Origin of the sequence: Shewanella fidelis ATCC BAA-318, from assembly GCF_000518605.1 — a bacterium.
In the GTDB taxonomy this organism is placed as follows: Bacteria; Pseudomonadota; Gammaproteobacteria; order Enterobacterales; family Shewanellaceae; genus Shewanella; species Shewanella fidelis.
This window is the reverse complement of the sequence record NZ_KI912458.1, coordinates 565,718-585,292: the sequence shown is the minus strand read 5'-3', so window position 1 is coordinate 585,292 and position 19,575 is coordinate 565,718. Positions and strand designations below refer to the sequence as shown.

The 19,575-nt window shown below is 42.3% G+C and carries 12 protein-coding genes; 4 read left to right on the top strand and 8 right to left on the bottom strand.

Annotated features, from left to right (window positions below; genetic code table 11):
- Window positions 1–8: 8 nt before the first annotated feature.
- Window positions 9–2,651 carry a TonB-dependent receptor gene (locus L884_RS0116025; protein ID WP_028768443.1) on the bottom strand — a complete coding sequence of 881 codons (2,643 nt, stop codon included), beginning with the start codon at window positions 2,649–2,651 and terminating at the stop codon, window positions 9–11.
- A gap of 489 nt (window positions 2,652–3,140) precedes the next feature.
- Here L884_RS0116025 and L884_RS0116020 point away from each other — a divergent pair, with 489 nt between their 5' ends.
- From L884_RS0116020 to L884_RS0116010, 3 genes are all read left to right on the top strand, one after another.
- Window positions 3,141–4,412: an MFS transporter gene (locus L884_RS0116020; RefSeq protein WP_028768442.1), complete on the top strand. Its 1,272-nt coding sequence runs from the start codon at window positions 3,141–3,143 to the stop codon at window positions 4,410–4,412.
- A gap of 89 nt (window positions 4,413–4,501) precedes the next feature.
- Complete coding sequence (locus L884_RS0116015; protein WP_037411028.1) at window positions 4,502–5,353, top strand: ROK family protein; 852 nt, start codon at window positions 4,502–4,504, stop codon at window positions 5,351–5,353.
- Between the two features lie 5 nt (window positions 5,354–5,358).
- Window positions 5,359–7,947, top strand: a complete 2,589-nt coding sequence (locus tag L884_RS0116010; RefSeq protein ID WP_028768440.1) for a family 20 glycosylhydrolase — start codon at window positions 5,359–5,361, stop codon at window positions 7,945–7,947.
- A gap of 70 nt (window positions 7,948–8,017) precedes the next feature.
- Here L884_RS0116010 and L884_RS0116005 read toward each other — a convergent pair whose 3' ends face one another.
- From L884_RS0116005 to L884_RS0115975, 7 genes are all read right to left on the bottom strand, one after another.
- Window positions 8,018–8,641, bottom strand: a complete 624-nt coding sequence (locus L884_RS0116005; protein ID WP_028768439.1) for a thiol:disulfide interchange protein DsbA/DsbL — start codon at window positions 8,639–8,641, stop codon at window positions 8,018–8,020.
- A 58-nt stretch (window positions 8,642–8,699) separates the two neighbouring features.
- Window positions 8,700–9,539 carry an SDR family oxidoreductase gene (locus L884_RS0116000; RefSeq protein WP_028768438.1) on the bottom strand — a complete coding sequence of 280 codons (840 nt, stop codon included), beginning with the start codon at window positions 9,537–9,539 and terminating at the stop codon, window positions 8,700–8,702.
- Between the two features lie 36 nt (window positions 9,540–9,575).
- Window positions 9,576–10,769: a cyclic di-GMP phosphodiesterase gene (locus L884_RS0115995; RefSeq protein ID WP_028768437.1), complete on the bottom strand. Its 1,194-nt coding sequence runs from the start codon at window positions 10,767–10,769 to the stop codon at window positions 9,576–9,578.
- Between the two features lie 528 nt (window positions 10,770–11,297).
- The gene (locus L884_RS0115990) at window positions 11,298–11,765 is read right to left on the bottom strand and encodes a DUF2919 domain-containing protein (RefSeq protein WP_028768436.1); all 468 of its coding nucleotides are present in this window, start codon (window positions 11,763–11,765) and stop codon (window positions 11,298–11,300) included.
- A 135-nt stretch (window positions 11,766–11,900) separates the two neighbouring features.
- Complete coding sequence (gene ligA / locus L884_RS0115985; protein ID WP_028768435.1) at window positions 11,901–13,907, bottom strand: NAD-dependent DNA ligase LigA; 2,007 nt, start codon at window positions 13,905–13,907, stop codon at window positions 11,901–11,903.
- A gap of 97 nt (window positions 13,908–14,004) precedes the next feature.
- Window positions 14,005–14,979, bottom strand: coding sequence for a cell division protein ZipA (gene zipA, locus L884_RS0115980; RefSeq protein WP_028768434.1), 975 nt, complete (start codon window positions 14,977–14,979; stop codon window positions 14,005–14,007).
- A 23-nt stretch (window positions 14,980–15,002) separates the two neighbouring features.
- The gene (locus L884_RS0115975) at window positions 15,003–18,437 is read right to left on the bottom strand and encodes a chromosome segregation protein SMC (RefSeq protein WP_028768433.1); all 3,435 of its coding nucleotides are present in this window, start codon (window positions 18,435–18,437) and stop codon (window positions 15,003–15,005) included.
- A gap of 231 nt (window positions 18,438–18,668) precedes the next feature.
- Between L884_RS0115975 and cysZ the strand changes: the two genes are divergently transcribed.
- Entirely contained in the window at window positions 18,669–19,442 is a 774-nt protein-coding gene (gene cysZ / locus L884_RS0115970; RefSeq protein WP_028768432.1) for a sulfate transporter CysZ, read from the top strand.
- The last annotated feature ends 133 nt before the right edge of the window (window positions 19,443–19,575 follow it).

The window sequence follows — 19,575 nt, the reverse complement described above, 5'->3', positions numbered from 1 at the left end:
TTAATTATTTAGAATTGGTAACTTGCTCCTAGATAATAACGTGAACCAAACTCGATGGTATTTTGAGTTAAGTCATAGTTAGTATCACGAGACTGGATCACTTCATTGGTCAAGTTAACCCCTTCTAGTGTTAAGTTAAGGTTTTCCATTACATGCCAAGTAATTGAAGCATCCCATTGACTGTAGTCATCATTAAGAACCGTATTTAGTGCGCCAACACCTTGCCACTCTGTACGCCAGTTATACGCAACACGAGCGGTGATATAGTCATTCTCATAAAATACAGAACCATTGAATGAATTCTCAGATACGCCCGGCACTAACTCTTTTTCACCATTAGCATTGGTTTGCTCACTATCAACATAAGTGTAATTACTTAAGAACCCTATACCTGAATCCCAAGTGTGTTGTAACTGCAGCTCTACGCCGGTAACGGACCCATCACCACTGTTTTGTGGACGCGTAACACGGCATTCATCCCACTCATCTTCAGTTGGTCCACATGTTTCAACATATTCAATGCTTTCAACCACATTGACAACGTTGTCAATTTCTTTAACAAAAACAGCGGCTGATAGCAGTGAAGAAGGCGAGAAGTACCACTCAACACCAACATCAGCTTGCGTAGATTCATAAGGTTTCAGATTAGGGTTACCACCATTTGCGCTACCAATATTTTGCGCAATATTGAGTCCTGGCTTGAGGTCGCTGTAGTTATTGCGTGCCATCACCTTTGAAGCAGCACCACGTAAAATCAAATCATCAGATAGGTTATAAGCGATGTTCAAACTTGGTAACCAATTATCATAATCAACGGTTTCATTGAATACATTGCCATCAGCATAACCAGTAGATTTTTGCTCCGTCGTAACGTAGCGAACGCCTAAGTTACCGCGGTAGTTATCACCGGAAAAGTCAACTTGAGCGTAAAGAGCCAACATCTCCTCTTCTACCGAGAAGGTATTGCCTTTATTTAGCACTTCAACAAGTTCGCCATTGCTGTACTTTTGGCTGATAAAATCCCACCACTTATTTTCATCAAGATAAGCATATGAATTAAGTGTATTACCCGGTGATTGCGAGTGCAGCCCCGTCAGTACCCCACCACTCCAATTGGCAAGATTACCATCAGGAACAAAGCCTATGATCTCACTTGGATTTCGGTTATAAGCCTCGCGTGAGAAGTCACTCGTGTTGTATTTAATACCTGTTGCAATATTATCGATATAGTCATTATCTAGTTCAAAAACCACATCAAACTGCGCATAAGCAATATCGTGATCTTGCAGTGAACTTTCATAGTTGGCTTCTTGCGCATGTTTCAACTGCGATGCATCTGTGGCATCAAGAGAGGTTAACTGAACTTGATAAGGCCCTGTTGCATCGTAACTAAAACCGCCATCAACGCTTGTCTGCCCATTAGGAAATGCCGGATCACCAATTTTATCCCCTTCATCGGTAGCTGGGATCCACCAAGAAGAAGAGCCGCCTTGAGTTCCGCCCTCTGAAGTTGACTGGCCTACAACGCCACTTAAGGTATAGCCATCGCCAGTATATTTACCGGTTAGGTTAAGTACGTCTGCTTGCATATTCACCGCATGACGCACCACAGGGTTATAAATAATAGATGCATATGCTGGCTGAATCGTCGCAGACTCAGTGCCACCTAACGCATTATTCACCACATTTGTTGCTTCAGCACCACGGGCGCTGACTGTTAAGAAGTTATGGTTAACATGGGGATTATCAAACTCAAAATTAAAGTAATCTAAGGTCAGTTCAAAGTCTTCCGTTGCCATAAATTGCAAGGTTACCTGCGCACTTGTGCGCTCACGCTCTGCCCTAAACGCTTGAGAACCAATACCCCATGCACCTACAGCGGCTTCTTCACCGGTTTGCTCGTTAGCGGCAAAGTAAGGGTAATAACCACTTAAAGACTCTAAAACCTGACGACCTGAAGTCAGCTTTTCATAGGAATAGGCAGCCAGAATACCAAAGCGTTCATCTTCATTTTTCCAACTTCCCAAAAATGCAGCGCCAGGATCATTTTCTTCATATAGAGAACTACGCGCAACTTCGGCAGAAATCATATAAGTATTCGCATCTAAATCGAGCGGTTTACGAGTTTGTAGATTTACCGTACCGCCCAATGCGCCCTCTTCAATGCGTGCTTCAGGGGATTTATACACTTCAACCCCGGAGATCTGCTCAGCACCTACAAGCTCCATATTAAAGGTTCGAGTCGCTGGTCCTAAGTCATACCATGAGGTATTTGCCACTGACTGACCATTAAGCAAAATACGAGATTGTTCCGGCGCGGTACCTCGAATTGTCACCCCACTCACCTCACCGTATTGACGCTCAACAGTGACCCCTGAAATGCGTTGCAGTGCATCGCCGACATTTTTGTCAGGAAATTTACCAATATCTTCTGCAGTAATTGCATCTACAACAGAGTTGGCAAACCGTTTGGTGTTTAGCGACTTTTGCAATGAGCTACGCATGCCCTTTACTTCTATCACCTCTATATTTTCATCTGCTTGCGGCCCCTCGGCCGCAAAAACTGGGCTCGATGCCCCCATCAACACACCCGTAACACAAAGTGCCAAACTAGAGCGCTTAAACATTTTTAAATTATTATTAGCTTTCATGGTTAGTCCTGTTTCCCTACACTTAAAATGTTAAAAAACTATTACTAACTTATACCGCGGAGCCTATTAATTTAGGTACATTTCAATTAAGTAATAATACTTATCTATCTTTAACGCTTGATAATTGAACTTACAGACCGTTCTGCGTTGCTGGAATGTGAACAAGTAAAGTTAAACTGAGATGGATTAATTTACTGTGTCCTTTTAAGTAGCGCTGACTCCGTTTGGAACTCATTACATGGAGAACATTATCAGCTTCTAGATAACCATCACTTTCACTTTAGATTTTGACTTTCCCTATAACGCATTCCGTTCAAGTCTAACTAGCTTACTGACGAAGAAAACTCAATGGTTGAATAGTATTACCATTTGATAGTTATGTATCTCAACTCAAATAAAAGCTAGGCAATATATAACGACCTAATAACTATCACTTTAAATCTTGCATGGCCTATTTAAGCTGATTTATATGCACAAAGGATATTAATAATGAATAAGAACCTATTTTTAGTAGGAGTGGTATTGCTCACCTTTTTCGTCGTTTCTTTTATAACTAATATTTTGGGCCCTATATTTCCCTCACTCGTTAGCGATTTTAATATCAGCCTTACTATCGCGGGTTTCCTACCTTTCTCGTTTTTCGCCGCTTATGGTGTGATGTCTATTCCCTCGGGGATCTTGGTCGACAAATTTGGCGAAAAAACGGTGCTTTATATCGCATTTTCTATGGCCGCAACCGGCGCACTGTTATTCGGCTTATTGCCAAGCTTTTCAATGGCAATGTTATCGCTGTTTCTTATTGGCTCTGGCATGGCGATGTTACAGGTCGCGATTAACCCATTGTTGAGGGTGGTCGGTGGCGAGGAGAACTTTGCTTTCTACTCTGTATCTGGCCAGCTGCTTTTCGGTGCGGCTGGTACTCTCAGTCCCTTGGTATACAGTTATTTTGTTACCGGCCTCAACCAGCAACATGAGCAAAGTCCATTAATCAATTTACTTAGCTATCTTGTACCCAATGATATGAATTGGTTATCGATGTATTGGCTATTTGCAGTCATATCAATTGCCATGCTGCTAATCATCTCAAGGGTTAACTTTCCACAAGTTAATCGCAACGAATCTGAGTCAGTAGGCACCTTGTCTATTTATAAACAATTACTTAAAAATAAAGCCGTTATTTTATTTTTTGTTGCAATTGCAGCATATGTTGGTGCCGAGCAAGGAGTTGCTAATGCAATGTCTCTGTTCCTACAGCAATATCATGGGCTTGATCCGGTAACAGAAGGTGCTAGCGTTGTCAGTCGTTTTTGGTTAATGCTGACCCTTGGCTGCATTCTAGGACTGGCTCTCGTTAAACTACTTGATAGCAGAATTGTGCTCATAGGCTTTTCTGCATGCGCCATTCTCTCTTTAAGCGCCGCCATTTTGGGTAGTAAATCAATAAGCGTTATTGCTTTTCCCTTAGTCGGCTTCTTTTTATCAGTAATGTGGTCAGTAATATTTTCTCTGGCTCTTAACTCGGTAAAAAACCACCACGGTTCAGTTGCTGGCATCTTATGTACAGGCATTGTTGGCGGCGGTTTAGCCTCCCCATTAGTTGGCTTAATCGCAGATATAACTGGCGATCTCAGAGCTGGACTCGTCGTGGTTTATATCATGCTGTTTTATATATTTAGCATCGGCTTTTGGGCCAAGCCTTTAGTCAAAAATAGCACTATCACTATATTTAGGAGAAAAGCAGAAACTAGCGAAAACATTTAATTTTGTAATATTAAAATCATTAGCTGTATTTAATTAAGTATCCATCTTATTCACTCTGAATAAATTACAGAGTTATGACTAGGTTTAATATGAGTTTTCCTTCAATTGTCACTCTCGATATTGGTGGCACTAAAATCAATGCAGGCCGTTATGTTAATGGTGTAATCGAAGATTCACGTTCATTTAAATTTTGCGCGAATGCAAATTTAGAAAACATTGAAGCTTTTATTATTCACTGCATTGATACTTTTTTTATACAAAACACAATCGGTATTGCTATTGGTGTGCCTTGTATAGTTGATACTCAGCTAGGGGTGGTATACGACGCAGTCAACATTCCTGCGTGGAAAAAGTTTGATCTAAAATCTAGGTTAGAGCAGCACTATAAAGTTGAGGTTTACGTTAATAATGACGTCAACTGCTTTACAGCTGGCGAACATAAATTTGGTGCGGGAAAAGGCTATAACGATATCGTTGGCTTGTGTCTAGGCACAGGTGTTGGCTCAGGATTTATCATCCAAAATCAACTCTATCAAGGACAAAACTGTTCGGCTGGTGAAGTTGGTGAAATCAGCTACCTTAACTCCACAATTGACGATTATTGTTCAGGGCGCTTTTTTGAATTGCAATATGGGGTTAATGGCGCTGAGCTAGCGCTATCGGCTAGAGCCGGCGATACACACGCAATAGCGGCATTCGAGCAATTTGGTCAACACCTTGCCCATGCCATTGCTCATCTCCTGCTGATCATCGATCCGCAAGTGATTGTGATCGGTGGCTCTGTCTCTCACTCGTTTGATCTGTTTATCGAAGCAGTATGGAAGGGATTGAAAACCTTCCCATATCAAAAGGTCATTCAGAACCTCACTATTTCTCCCTCAAACCAACATGACAGTGCGTTGCTAGGCGCTGCCCATTTACACTTAGCATCATCAAGGTAAATACAATGAATAAAAGAATAATTATCACAGGTTTACTTTCGCTCAGTACAATGACTTCAAGCCTTGTTGCGGCACCTGCCACGCAATCAAATCTAAATACGCTTGCCAGCAACTTATTAGTACAACAAGAGTTTGTCGATTCTGCACCTGAGCTATGCCCTAATGAGCTTAAATCTTGCTATCGTTCTCGGATCCACCTTCAATATCCGCTGGATTATGAACCTGACTTCAAAAACTGGGCCATTTACTTTAGTCAGTTAACGCCTGTGCAAACGGTAGACTCCACCGATTTTACCATTACCCATATTAATGGTGATTTACATAGAATAACCCCAACAGCTGAATTTACAGGCTTTAAGGCTAATCAACCTATTGTCATTGACTACTATAGCTATGGCTCGCAAATCACGCGGTCTGAGTTTATGCCTAACTACTTTGTTCATGCTCAAGATCTAACTGCAACTGTGATTGATAGTACAAAAACCAGCATCGATGCTGAAACGGGCTTAGAAACCCAGAAATATTTACTCCCTTTTACCGATGCGACATCACAATTTAAACTGTCTAAAACAGATAATACCCAATGGGCCAGTGCTGAACATATTTTTGCGATAACACCTGAAATCGACACTAATATCGACATACAAACCAGCTTAATTCCCAAGCCGGCTTCAGTTAAGCTCTTATCCAAAGAGACCATTGATTTATCTAAAGGCTTGGCATTCACGACCTCTGGCGTATCACTAGCAGAGCTTAATCCGGCATTTGAACGTTTAGCCCTCGTTGGCTTACCCCGTTCAAAAACTGGATTTCCCGTCAACATTAACGTTAATCAAACAGTCCAAGGCAGTGAAAACTATGTTTTTAGCAGCACAGCTGATGCCATAACGATCACAGCCAACTCAGCTAGCGGCGCTTTTTATGGCCTGATGTCACTTGCAGGCTTAGTGGCGATTGATAATCCCAACATAGCTAGCCTTGAAATAAATGACTCTCCAAGATATCGCTTTCGAGGCTTGCATATTGATGTTGCGAGAAACTTTCTATCCAAAGCCTTTCTATTAAAAACCCTAGATCAAATGGCTGCGTATAAGCTCAATAAACTGCATCTGCATCTAGCGGATGACGAAGGTTGGCGCCTAGAGATCCCAGGGCTAGCGGAGTTAAGTGAAGTAGGCGGCAAGCGCTGTTTTAATGCACCAAATGATTGCTTAATGCCCCAGCTCGGCAGTGAGATAAGTGGAAGTAGCCAAACTGATGGCCATTACAGTGTAGCTGATTACCTCGAGATCCTCCGTTACGCCAAAGCCAGACATATCCAAGTTATCCCCTCTTTAGATATGCCAGGGCATAGCCGTGCTGCAATCCATGCAATGGAAGCGAGATACAATCGCTATTTGGCTAATGGCGATATCAAAGGTGCCGAGCAATACCGTCTTGTTGAGCCTGAAGATAAAACACAATACAGTTCAATCCAGCATTACTCGGATAATACCCTTAACGTCTGTTTAGACAGTACTTATCGCTTCATTGAAAAAGTTATCACCGAAGTACAAAACCTGCACCAACAGGCTGGAACACCGCTTACCACCTACCATATTGGTGCTGATGAAACCGCAGGTGCTTGGCTAGCCTCACCAGCTTGTGATGCCTTAAAAGCTAAGCAAGCAGATAAACTTGCTGGATTACACACATTAAATGGTTACTTTATAGAAAGAGTATCGGCAATGTTAGCTGATAAACAGATTAAAGTTGCAGGCTGGAATGATGGTATGGGAGAAACTCGACCAAAAAACATGCCTAAACAGGTACAGACTAACTCTTGGTCATTGTTATTTGAAAAAGGTCATCTCGCTACCCATAAACAAGCCAATTATCGTTGGGACACCATTATCTCAACTCCTGAAGCAACCTATTTTGACTTCCCTTATCAAGCCCACCCGCAAGAGCGAGGAAATCACTGGGCTGCACGCAGCATTGATACTCAAAAAGTATTTCAATTCATGCCTGATAATTTGCCCGCTCATGCAGAATTTTGGCTTGATAAGAAAGGTCACCCTTATCGTTCAGATGATAGCCTATCTCCCCTAGATAAAGGCGTTCGCTTTAAAGGTGTTCAAGGTCACCTTTGGAGTGAAATGCTAAGAAGTGATGCTCAAGCAGAATACATGTTATTTCCGCGATTACTGGCTCTTGCAGAGCGGGCTTGGCATAAAGCTCCATGGGAGCTAGATTACGACTACTCAGGCCAAGTATACGACCAAAACTCAGGTCATTTCACAGCAGAAGCTAAAGCCCAACGCGCGCAAGATTGGCAACGTTTTGCCTCTATTGTGGGCACTAAAGAGCTCGCTAAACTTGCCAAGGCTGATGTGTTTTATCGGATCCCAACTGTGGGAGCGACTGTCAAAAATGGGGTGTTAAAAGTCAAAATGCCATTTCCAAATATTAAGGTTGAATATCGCACTGTACCAACGGAAGGTAAAAACGAAAGTTGGCAGCCATTTAGCCCCAACGCTCAAGTATCAGGTCATATCGAGATCAGAGCTATCAGTGCAGATGGCAAGCGTAAAGGTAGAACATTAAATTTATAAGAAGTTGATACTAAAAAGCCCACTAGATTAGTGGGCTTTATTTAGACTATGTGCGCTAATGCTCTGTTGGTTACTCTGGTAAGTTGTTGAGGTACTTGACTAACTTCACTAAATCTTCTGGTGTTTTTCCTGGATTTTTTACTAAATACTTACCGTTAACCACGATTGAAGGCACCCCACGGATCTCGGCTAACTGAGCTTGGGTATCGTAATTCATCAATGCCAATTTAGCGTCAGCAGAGTTCATAGCTGCTTCAACGTCTTTGCCATCAAGCCCTTGGCTGACAAAAAAGTCTTTTAATTGCTCAGGACGAGTAAACGCCCCTTCTTTTTCATGAATACGGCTAAAAATATTGCCGTGAACCTGCTTAGTTACACTGAACTTTTGCGCAAGATAGTAAGCTTCCTGACTTAAGATCCAACTCGTTCGACCTGCACCAACGGGGGTACGCTCAAAGCTGACATCGTCTCCAAGAAGGTGAGCGGTCTGTTCAAAAAACGGATCTTGACGATAACAATGTCCACAATTGTATGAAAAGAACTCCCGTACGACAGGAGTTTTACTTTCAGGGATCCCTGCGATTTTAACGTAATCAACTCCCTCAACATAAGTATTCGCCGCCGCAATCTGCAGTGGTAGCCACAACATTGCTACAATAAAGAGGTGATTGAACGCTTTTATCAATAATTTCATATAAGTCCTCAAGTTAGTTTTTATTGGCAACCTACCACATAGGTTGCCTACTCACTTATTATTCGCATGCGTCCAGCATAGCTATTGGATCGCTAAATTGAAACTGAAAATTCAATTCTGTCAGCAAACGCTCGCTACTAATAAGCTTACCTGTTACTGACTCATTCTCGCCATGCTGTTCGATAAACTCTGGCGCAATTTCGCCAAGTGCGTTAGCCGCCTCGACATAAAATACCTGTCTTGTTGGGTGGACAGGTGCACACACATTATAAGTACCCTTGGCATCTTGCTCAAAAATCAATCGGTTAACCGCAGCAATACAGTCATTTAAGTGCACTAAATTTACCGCGGCTGTTGCACCCGGTAACTGTTTTTTTCCAGCTAAAAAGCGCCCTGGGTGTCTTTTCGGTCCAACAAGCCCTGCAAAACGAACAATACACAGATTAGCCGTGTCACTAAACATGGCTTCCGCTTGTAATAGTTTATCGCTAACTTCAGAGTGTACCTGTGCGTCCTGCTCGGCTAACAGTCCATTAATGGGCGGATAAACTCCAGTTGTACTGACAAATATTACCTTTTTATACTCAATCCCAGATATCAATCGCTTGAGCTTTTCAAGTCGCGCTATATAAGCATTGGGATTTTTTCGTAGCCCCGGAGGAATGTTAATGACAAGACAATCAAGATCTAATGCGTTAATGAGAGATTGTTCATCACTCGCTAAGTGAATGTCATCATCTAAATCGAATCTAAAACCATTAATGCCACACGCAGTTAATTGCTCAACTTCAGCTTGCGAACGCTTGCTACCTGATACCGTCACGCCCTTTTCTAGCAGTGATTTAGCTAATGGCAAGCCAAACCAACCGCAGCCGACGATAGCCACAGATTTGATCATATATTTCTCTTTAAACGCTATTAAACTTAATTTGAGCTATAAGGTACTAAAATAAAAGCTCACTGGCGAGCTAGCATCCAACACTCTTTTTGCTGCAGTAGAAAGTTGTTCGAGCTTAATCACTCCCTTGATCTCAAGATCTTCCTGCTGCAAAAACTTAAGTTCAGAGTGTTGACCATCGATGTTGCAACAACGAATTATCGGCTTTTTAAATTCAGAGGTGGTGACCATAACCTTAGCAACGTCTCCATTTGTTAGCTCTACCAAGGTTCCCGGCGGGTAAATTCCCAGTACTTTAACCAAAGCGGAGATCATGGCGCTGTCATGCTTTTGCACTCGATGCTTAAATAAATAACCTAATGCGACTTGTGGCGAACGCCCTTCTCCTCGAAGTAAACGTTCAAAGTCATTGGCTAAGCTGACAACTTGTGTTTCAACAGCTATCTGCTTACCTTGCAATTTATGCGGATAACCACTGCCATCTATCCATTCATGATGGTGCAATACAATATCCAGTACTTTTGGCGGGAACAAAGCCGATTTTTCTAGCATGTTATAGCCAAATTGAGGATGCATATTGAGAAAATTTATCTCGTGATCCGACAAATTTGTTTTTTTACGGCGAATAATATCCGGGACTTTTTGTTTACCGATATCGTGAAATAATGCCCCCATGGCAATATCTCGCAGTTGACTATGATTCATCCCCAAGGTCTGGGCTATCATCATCGCCAATACAGCAATAGACACGCCGTGCTGATTTATCGAAATGTCAATTCCCGCATCAACACAGGCTAAATAAGGTGTTTCAGTTTCTTTAAGATGGTCCATCAACTCTTCAACTAGCGTCGCAGCGCTACGATAAGCACCTTGAGGATCGGCACCTAACTTAGCAAATGCCCCACGACAATCATTAGCCGCTTTAGTAAAACGTTGTTGTCCCTGGCGTAATGATTTCCTTAATTGCGCTTTTTCTTCCTGCGCCAACTGCTGTGGTGTGAGACTTGGAGTAACTGTTGCTGACTGTACCTTTGTGGGTAGTAATTCTGCTCCGGAAATAAGATACACATAGGCGACATTAAGGGTTTTGATTAGCTCGATATGTGATGGGCTTTCAATTTCAATGCGATTGAATAAGAACGGATGATTGGTCCATGAAAGTGGCAACTTTACAACCATGCCTACTTTAAGATCTGACAAGGGCACTTTCACCTCGGCAGTTTTAGACATCTATCTCACTCCAATATCATATTAAGACGGTTTAACGCCCTATAACAACGCATAGAACAACTGCACTAACCAACAATAGATCTATTTGTAGACTTACTATCAAACTGTTTGTTGGCAGCACAATCCTCTACATTAAGCAGGATATATTATAGATTTTTAAATTATTATAAACACTTAGCGTCAACTTTATGACAGTTAATTTAAAATTGACAGCATTGTTTCGCAGCTGAACCTATTTCAACCGAAATAACTGCAAGGAATATCATATAAGAATTCTATCAAAGAAATGTTTTTGCAAGGATTGTATACAATATTCAACGAGTCTATACTGCAATTGTTCCTTAACACTGGTCGCCCCGAAAGATCGTTAAGAAACAATACTGTCAATTGTCCTTTTACTCTGACGATCTAGGTTGCTGTATAACCCTTGATCAAACGGTAAAGGTTTTATCGTAAACATAAGGCGTCTTTTACAGAGTGACTCTCTGCAAAAGCATCCCTATTTGACGCTGCTTGCAGCGTCTTTTTTTATTGTTTTTCTTGCCAATCATTAAAGTACAGTCGCAGATGTTTGGATTTATACAAGTATAAGCAACTCCAAAATAGAAATAACGCGTCTAAACCCATACTCCAACTATATGCGTAGTAGCTATGTAATATCCGCTGAATAAGCAAAGCACCATCAACAATTAATAGCCCAAGTAGCAACCACTTCATATAGGGAAACAGGTGCCGAACCCAAGCGGGCTTACGTTTTCTTTCTGCGATCACTGCGGCGTAAATAAACAATGCGCCCGCTCCCGCAGCTAATGCCATAAGGAAGTCATCTTTATGAGGGTAGAATAATGTAACCAACGCCGCTCGATCACTCGCTTGAGTCAAAGATGCAATGAATACACACCATCCCCGCGCAATGAAAACCAATAATAGGTACAGCATAATAGGTGGTTTAACGTGGCCTTTATCATCAAGCCAAGTGATATTGCTAAAATTCAAAAACTATCCCTAATCTAAGCCACTTACATAAGATATGGTGCTATTTCAGCATTATTCAAGCGCACAAATAAAAAAGCTCCCAGCCAATGGCTTGAGAGCTTTAAACAATAAAGCAATGACTAACGACAACAACCGCTATGACAAGATTGCAATTAGTGCTTCTTCATCAATAACTTTTACGCCAAGCTCTTGGGCTTTGGTAAGCTTTGAGCCCGCCGCAGCTCCAGCCACCAAACAGTCGGTGTTTTTAGAAACGCTACCTGCCACCTTAGCACCTAACGCTTGCAACTGAGCTTTAGCATCGTTCCGGTTTAGCTGAGATAAGGTTCCAGTTAATACCCAAGTTTGACCTTTAAGCGATAAGTTTTCTTCAGCAACCTCTTCAATTACTGGCCAGTGTACGCCGGCTTCAACAAGCTTATCGATCACCTCAAGGTTATGAGGCTGTGCAAAAAAGTGAGTCAAATGAGCGGCGACAACCGTGCCCACATCATCAACTTTAATAAAAGATTCTGCGTCCGCCGCCTTAACCGCATCAAGTGTCTTAAAATGAGCCGCAAGGTTCGCCGCAGTGGCCTCACCAACTTCCCTGATCCCCAAAGCGTAAAGAAAACGTGCAAATGTTGTCTGCTTTGCCACTTCTATCGCTGCAACTAATTTTGTCGCCGACTTCATTCCCATGCGCTCTAACATGGTCAAAGCAGATGCCGTCAGTTTAAACAGATCTGCAGGACTCTCTACCAGCTCCTTGTCAATTAACTGTTCTACTACCTTATCGCCCATGCCATCGATATCAAGGGCTTTACGAGAAGCAAAGTGTTTAATCGCTTCTTTGCGCTGCGCTTCGCAGAAAAGGCCGCCAGTACAACGAGCAACCGCCTCACCTTCTACACGTTCTACTTCACTTTCACAAACAGGACAACGTGGTGGAAAAACAATATCCTTTGCATCTTCTGGACGCTTATCAGCAACGACTGCAACGATTTGTGGAATAACATCACCCGCGCGGCGAATAATAATGGTGTCACCAATCTTAACCCCAAGTCGTGCCACTTCATCAGCGTTATGCAGTGTTGCGTTTGATACCGTCACGCCGCCAACAAATACCGGTTTTAAACGCGCAACTGGCGTTACCGCTCCGGTACGCCCAACCTGAAAATCAACGCCCTCTAAAAGCGTCATCTCTTCTTGAGCAGGAAACTTAAATGCGGTAGCCCAACGCGGTGCCTTAGCCACAAAACCAAGACTTAACTGATGCGCAATTTGGTTAACCTTAATCACCACCCCATCGATCTCAAATGCCAAACTACTGCGGCGCTGTTGGATATCATTATAATATTCAATCACTTCGGCAACAGAACTACAAACTTTGACCTCTTGGCTAACTGGTACGCCCCATGAGCGTAACTGTTCTAATTGGCCAAAATGACTATCTGCAAGTGGCCAAGACTCGGGTTCGACAACACCTAAAGCATAAGCATAAAAGCCAAGAGCACGGCTCGCGGTGATCTTACTGTCTAATTGGCGTAAGCTGCCTGCGGCGGCATTACGTGGATTAACAAATAGCTTTTCGCCTTTGGCTCTGGCTCGCTCATTAAGTGCCTCAAATGCCTTGTGAGGCATAATCACTTCACCACGCACTTCAACCAGTTCAGGCAGATTTTCACCTCGCAAAGTTAAAGGAATTGATTTAATGGTGCGGACGTTTTCAGTGATATCTTCACCGGTTTGACCGTCACCACGTGTTGCGGCGCGCTCATAAATGCCGTTGCGGTAGGTAATACTCACCGCTAAACCGTCCAACTTTGGCTCACAACAATAGCTTAAGTCTGTACCTGTTTTATCAACAATGCGTTGATTAAAAGCATTAAATTCAGCTTCATCAAACACGTTGTCTAAACTCAACATTGGCTTTAAATGTTGGATTTGTTCAAACTTGGCTAAGGCCTCACCACCCACTCTTTGAGTAGGTGAGTCTGCTAAACAAAATTCAGGGTGCTCAGCTTCTAATGCTTTGAGCTTATTTAACAGGCGATCATATTCTGCATCAGGAATGGTCGGATTATCGTCAACATAGTAACGATAGTTATGTTGATTAAGTTCAGCGGTTAACTGAGCAATTTCAGATTGAATAGCTTGCATCTTGATGTCCAAATAATAACAAAGGCCGCAGCTGCGGCCTTTCAAATTTCTACGCTTACCGCCTAAATATTAGGCACAACCTCACAGCAAATCAGGTTTAAACTAGCGCTCGAATACGTTGAATATAATTTTGTTTAGTACTTTCTTGCCAAAGTTCACGGCCACCGTCCAGTACTTCACCACCTAAATCATCTGCAATTTGGTGTGCTGAATTCAGCATAATTGAAAAATTCATTAACGCATCACCATGGCATGGTAGAGTCATAAATAACACCACACCTTGAGTGGTGAACTGCTCCATATTATCCGGATCAAATACACCAGGTTTAACCATGTTGGCCATAGAGAATAATACTTTGCCAGTACCTGCGTTATCTTCATGGCGATGGAAAATATTCATGTCGCCAAACTTGAAGTTAAGCGTTAATAAACATGGCAATAACTCTGCACCATGCAGCTCTTCACCTTCTTTGGCCACCACGTGTAATACCAATACATCCTGTGGTTCACCTAATTCTTCAGCAGGCTCTGGTTCAGCAACGGCTTCTGCAGTTACCTGCTGTTGCGCTTCAGCGGTTTGATGACTAACTTGCGCTTGTTCTTGCGCTGGGTGGTTGCTCTGCTGCGTCGCTGTTTTAGCGGGTGCAGTCACTGTTTCATCTGTTGCAAAAAGCGACTCTTGAACAGGTGTTTGCTCATCAATGTCTGTGTTATTTGACGATAGCGATGGCTCTACACGAGTTTTGCTTATCTTTTCCGCCGGAGTCTGGCTTAATTCAAAAGTACTTGTACTCGCGCCTGCAAAAGCAGCTGTATCATCACTCTTGCGACTATTTGTCGTCGCCTCGCTTGCTGGTGAACTTTCTACTGCGGCCGCTTTTACAACCCTAACCTCACCAATGCCATCGTTATCAAAACCATCAGCATCACGACGATCACGATTAATGTCGGTCATAGGGCTTTGTTTATACCCTTTAGGCTGCTGCTTTCTTATCGACCAAAAACCATGCACAAGTACGGCGATAATGGCTATCGCACCTAAAAATAGCAATACCAGTTGCAAATTTTCCATTGGTTACCCTGTATCTCTTATGTTTATCCGGCGTCAGCAAGTGCCACCGCTTCATCTATATCAACCGCCACAATGCGTGAAACACCGGGCTCATGCATAGTCACACCGATAAGTTGATCGGCCAATTCCATGGTGATCTTGTTGTGACTAATATATATAAATTGCACACTTTGCGACATCTCTTTTACCAAACGACAAAAACGTTCGACATTGGCGTCATCTAAAGGTGCATCAACCTCATCTAGCATACAAAACGGTGCCGGATTTAGTCTGAAAATAGCAAATACTAATGATAAAGCCGTTAACGCTTTTTCTCCACCAGAAAGAAGGTGAATCGTACTATTCTTCTTACCGGGTGGCCTCGCCATAATCGTTACGCCTGTTTCTAACAAGTCGTCGTCAGTTAAGGCTAAATATGCACTACCGCCACCGAATACTTTAGGGAACAATAAGCCTAAGTCAGCATTCACTTTGTCAAAGGTCTCTTTAAAGCGACTCTTTGTTTCTTTATCTATTTTGCGTATCGCTTCTTCAAGGCTACTTAGGGCAGCGTTAAGATCATCATCTTGGCTATCTAAATAACACTTACGTTGGTTTTGCAGTTCAAACTCTTCAATAGCCGCTAAATTGATGGCACCTAAGTGTGCGATTTGCGCACGTAATCGCTCTAACTCTTTTTGACGCCATAGCGTGGTCTTATTGTCATCTAATGTGGATAAGACTTGCGCAACATCAACACTTTGTTCATCTAATATACGCTGTTGGCTATCAATTTGTCCTTTTAAACCTTCACGACGTAACTTTAACGTGCTTAACGCTTGAGTCAAGTTTTCTAACTTCGCAAGCTGTTGTTTTTTATTCGTTCCTGCACTATCGCACAGTTCCTGAATTGACGCTTGCTCTAATCTAATTTGCGCTAAAGCATCTTGCTTAACTTTCTGTGCTGTTAATGCCTGTTCTAACTGCACACTTAATGGTTGTTGTTCACCATCTTGCAGCGTCTCGTCTTTACTCTGAAGCACACGCAATTGTGACTGTGTTTGCTCAAATTCATCTATCCGCTGTTGATGTTGCTCTAATTGCTGAGCAATCAGCATCAATTGCGTTTGTAATTGATGCTCACTGGCAGATAGTTGGCTTAGCTTATTATCGAGTTGTTGCCTCTGTGGTCTTAGTTTTGCCAGTTCATCAGCAGCCTTTGACTTTTTAGCCTGAACAGCGGTTTTGTCTGCAACGGCTTTATCTAATTGCACTTTAAGTTGCTGTTGCAATTCATTTGCCTGCTGCACTTCAAATTGCAGTTGTTTAAGCTCTTGCTTAGTTTCAAGCAACTCTTGCTGAGCCTGGTTAAACCGTGCGGATGCATCATTAATAGATTGCTGCTGTGAACGCAGTTGGCTGCTAAAGCTTGCCAGCTCAATCTGTTTAGCTTGAATAAACTGCTGTTTTTGCTCAATCTGCTCAGTTAAAGGCAGCAAAGCATGTTTGAGTTCAGCGATAGCATTATTAAGTTGAACAAGTTTATCTTGTTTAGTTTCAGTGCTGAGTTCGAGCGCCATTTGCTCACTTTTAAGCTCAACAATCGATCCCGTGGCTTGTGCCTTCTCAACAATAAAGTCATGGCCGACAAGATAACCATCAGCTGTCGCAATTAACTCATCTTGTTTTAATGAACCTCGTTGCAGCAGTGCTTCATTAAGGCTTGCTAACCAAGTGACATGGTTTAGCCAAGGAGCAAGATTTGCAGGCGCACGGATCACACCATTATCTGTTTCACCGCCGATAAAACCAAAAGCGATCGCTTGTGCGCTATCAACATCTACTGGGTATTCACCGCTTGCATGCACAGGTGTGTTTAATACACCTGAAAGCAAAATATCGACTGCACTCTCCCACCCCGGAGTTACCTCGAGCACTTGCCACAAAGCTTGTTCGTTGTCGGGAGTATCGGTAGGCAATAACGAGGTAACTACCGCTAATCGCCCTTGCTCATCAGCTAGTTGCACTTTAAGTGTATCTTGCTCAATCAATAAAGATTGCTCTTGCTGTTTCACATTTGCCAGTTGATATTTAAGCTCATCGACAATCTCTTGTTCTTGCTCAACAACTTGCGATAATGCATCAACTTGTTGACTAAGGTCTTGCGATGTTAATTGCTCAAGTTCTGCCTTAAGAGTTTCTGCTTGTAATTCTACTCGGCTGATCAGCTTTAGCTTACTTTCAATACTTGTTTGATGGTGGCCAAGCTGAGTACGATTCATCTCAAACTTTAAATTTGCCTGAGTATAAACATCGTTTAACTCATTTGTTTGTTCAGTTAAAGACTCGAGAATATTACTCGCATCGCTAACCTGCCGATCAAATTCACCCAACTGCTGACGCAGTAATACCAGATCGGGAGAGGCTTTATTTTGCTGTTCAACCAGCTCAGCTTGCTTGGCTTGGTCTTCAACACACCGAACTTTATAAGCCTGCAACTGAGCAGCGACCTCTTGCAGACGTTCTGCTAAGCTTTCATCTTGTAGCTGTCGGTGCTTCAGAGATTGCTCTAATTTGGCAATATGGGTTTTGGTTAAATAAAAATCTTCAACTTGATGAGCTTCTTGCGCATCGAGCTCACTCAGTTTTAAAGTAAGTTCGGTTAACTTAAGCTCTAATGTCTGATTTTCTGCCAGAAATTGCTCGTGCTGTAACTCAAGTTTTGCTAACTCTGCATCAATTTTAGCGATTTGCTGAGTTAATTCGTGATACCGAGAAACCGACAGTTCTGCATCGCACTTACGTTCGGCTTGTTTAAGCTCGCGGTATTTTTTTGCCGTTTCAGCTTGTTCAGCTAACTTCTCTAATTGCTTAGCGAGTTCGGAGCGAATATCCCCAAGACGGGCTAAATTTTCACGGGTGTGGCGAATACGATTTTCAGTTTCACGGCGGCGCTCTTTATAGCGAGAAATGCCTGCCGCCTCTTCAATAAATACCCTTAACTCTTGCGGCTTAGACTCAATTAAGCGTGAAATGGTCCCCTGCTCAATAATCGCGTAACTTCTGGGACCTAGACCGGTTCCCATGAAAAGGTCAGTAATGTCTTTACGGCGACATTTTTGATTATTTAGAAAGTAATTTGAATCACCATCGCGACTGACTTGGCGCTTAACTGCGACTTCTTGATAACTAGAGTACTGCCCTAATAAACGACCATCTTGGTTATCAAAAATTAACTCAACGCTGGCAACAGAAACAGGTCTTCTGGCCGTTGAACCGTTAAAGATAACGTCAGCCATAGAATCACCACGCAGGTGTTTAGCAGAGCTCTCACCTAACACCCAACGCACGGCATCAATTACGTTAGATTTACCGCAGCCGTTTGGACCGATAATGGCGCTTAATGGGTTAGGAAAAGGAATTTTGGTTGGATCGACAAATGACTTGAATCCGGCAAGTTTAATCTGTTTAAGTCTCATGGTGCCGTGTAGTCATTTCCTCGCTAGACAATAGCGATTAAGTTTTAGGGCTAAGCGATGGAGCAGCTCAACTAATCAATAGCTATCGTGCTCCAGTAATTAGGCTAACTTTACCAAAGCTCAATGCATTTTGTAACGTTTTTATCATCGATTAAGCGCATTTAACTTGTGATTAAATACCGACTGACTCACAATCGTACTAATGCGCATTATTAACAACCTAATATTTCTATGAATACAACCAAACAAGTACAAAAAAAAAGTGGGGTTAATTACTTTCTTGATGGCTTTAGCCTGATCAAAACTAAAGGCCTAAGGAAATTTGTTTTTGTTCCTCTTTCAATCAATTTACTGTTGTTTGCAGGGCTAATTTACTTTGCCATTGGTCAACTAGAAAGTGTCTTTGCTTGGCTATCTGGACAACTGCCTGAATATTTAAGTTGGCTTAACTTTATTCTATGGCCTTTAGCTGTGTTAACTTTACTCGTAGTGATGTCGTTTATCTTTAGCTCAGTGATGAACTGGATTGCAGCCCCGTTCAATGGTTTACTCGCAGAGAAAGTCGAGCAACAACTGACAGGTAAACCACTCAATACTGGTGGCGGAATCGACCTAATAAAAGATTTACCGCGTATTTTAGGTCGTGAGTGGATCAAACTAAAATACTATTTACCCCGTGCAATTGTATTCCTGTTATTGTTTTTAGTGCCATTTGTTGGCCAAACCATCGCCCCTGTTTTATGGTTTTTATTTAGCGCTTGGATGATGGCTATTCAATACTGTGATTATCCATTTGATAACCACAAAGTCCCTTTTAATGATATGAAGTTTGCACTTAACCAAACTAAGGGGACTAGCTTTAGTTTTGGAGCAGCTGTGACATTATTTGCCATGATCCCAATCGTCAACTTCGTGGTCATGCCAGTGGCCATTTGCGGCGCAACCGCAATGTGGGTCGATAAATACCGGGGCGCCTATAAAAATGACGCTATCGCCCCAGACTAGCCAGTTGTGGGCGAATTGATACCAATAAAAAGCCATGTGTAACATGGCTTTTTTAATGGCTAAATTTTATAAAACCACTTCAAAATTTAAGCTACGACAAGTTTTGTAACAAAATCTCACAGTGATAAGGTCT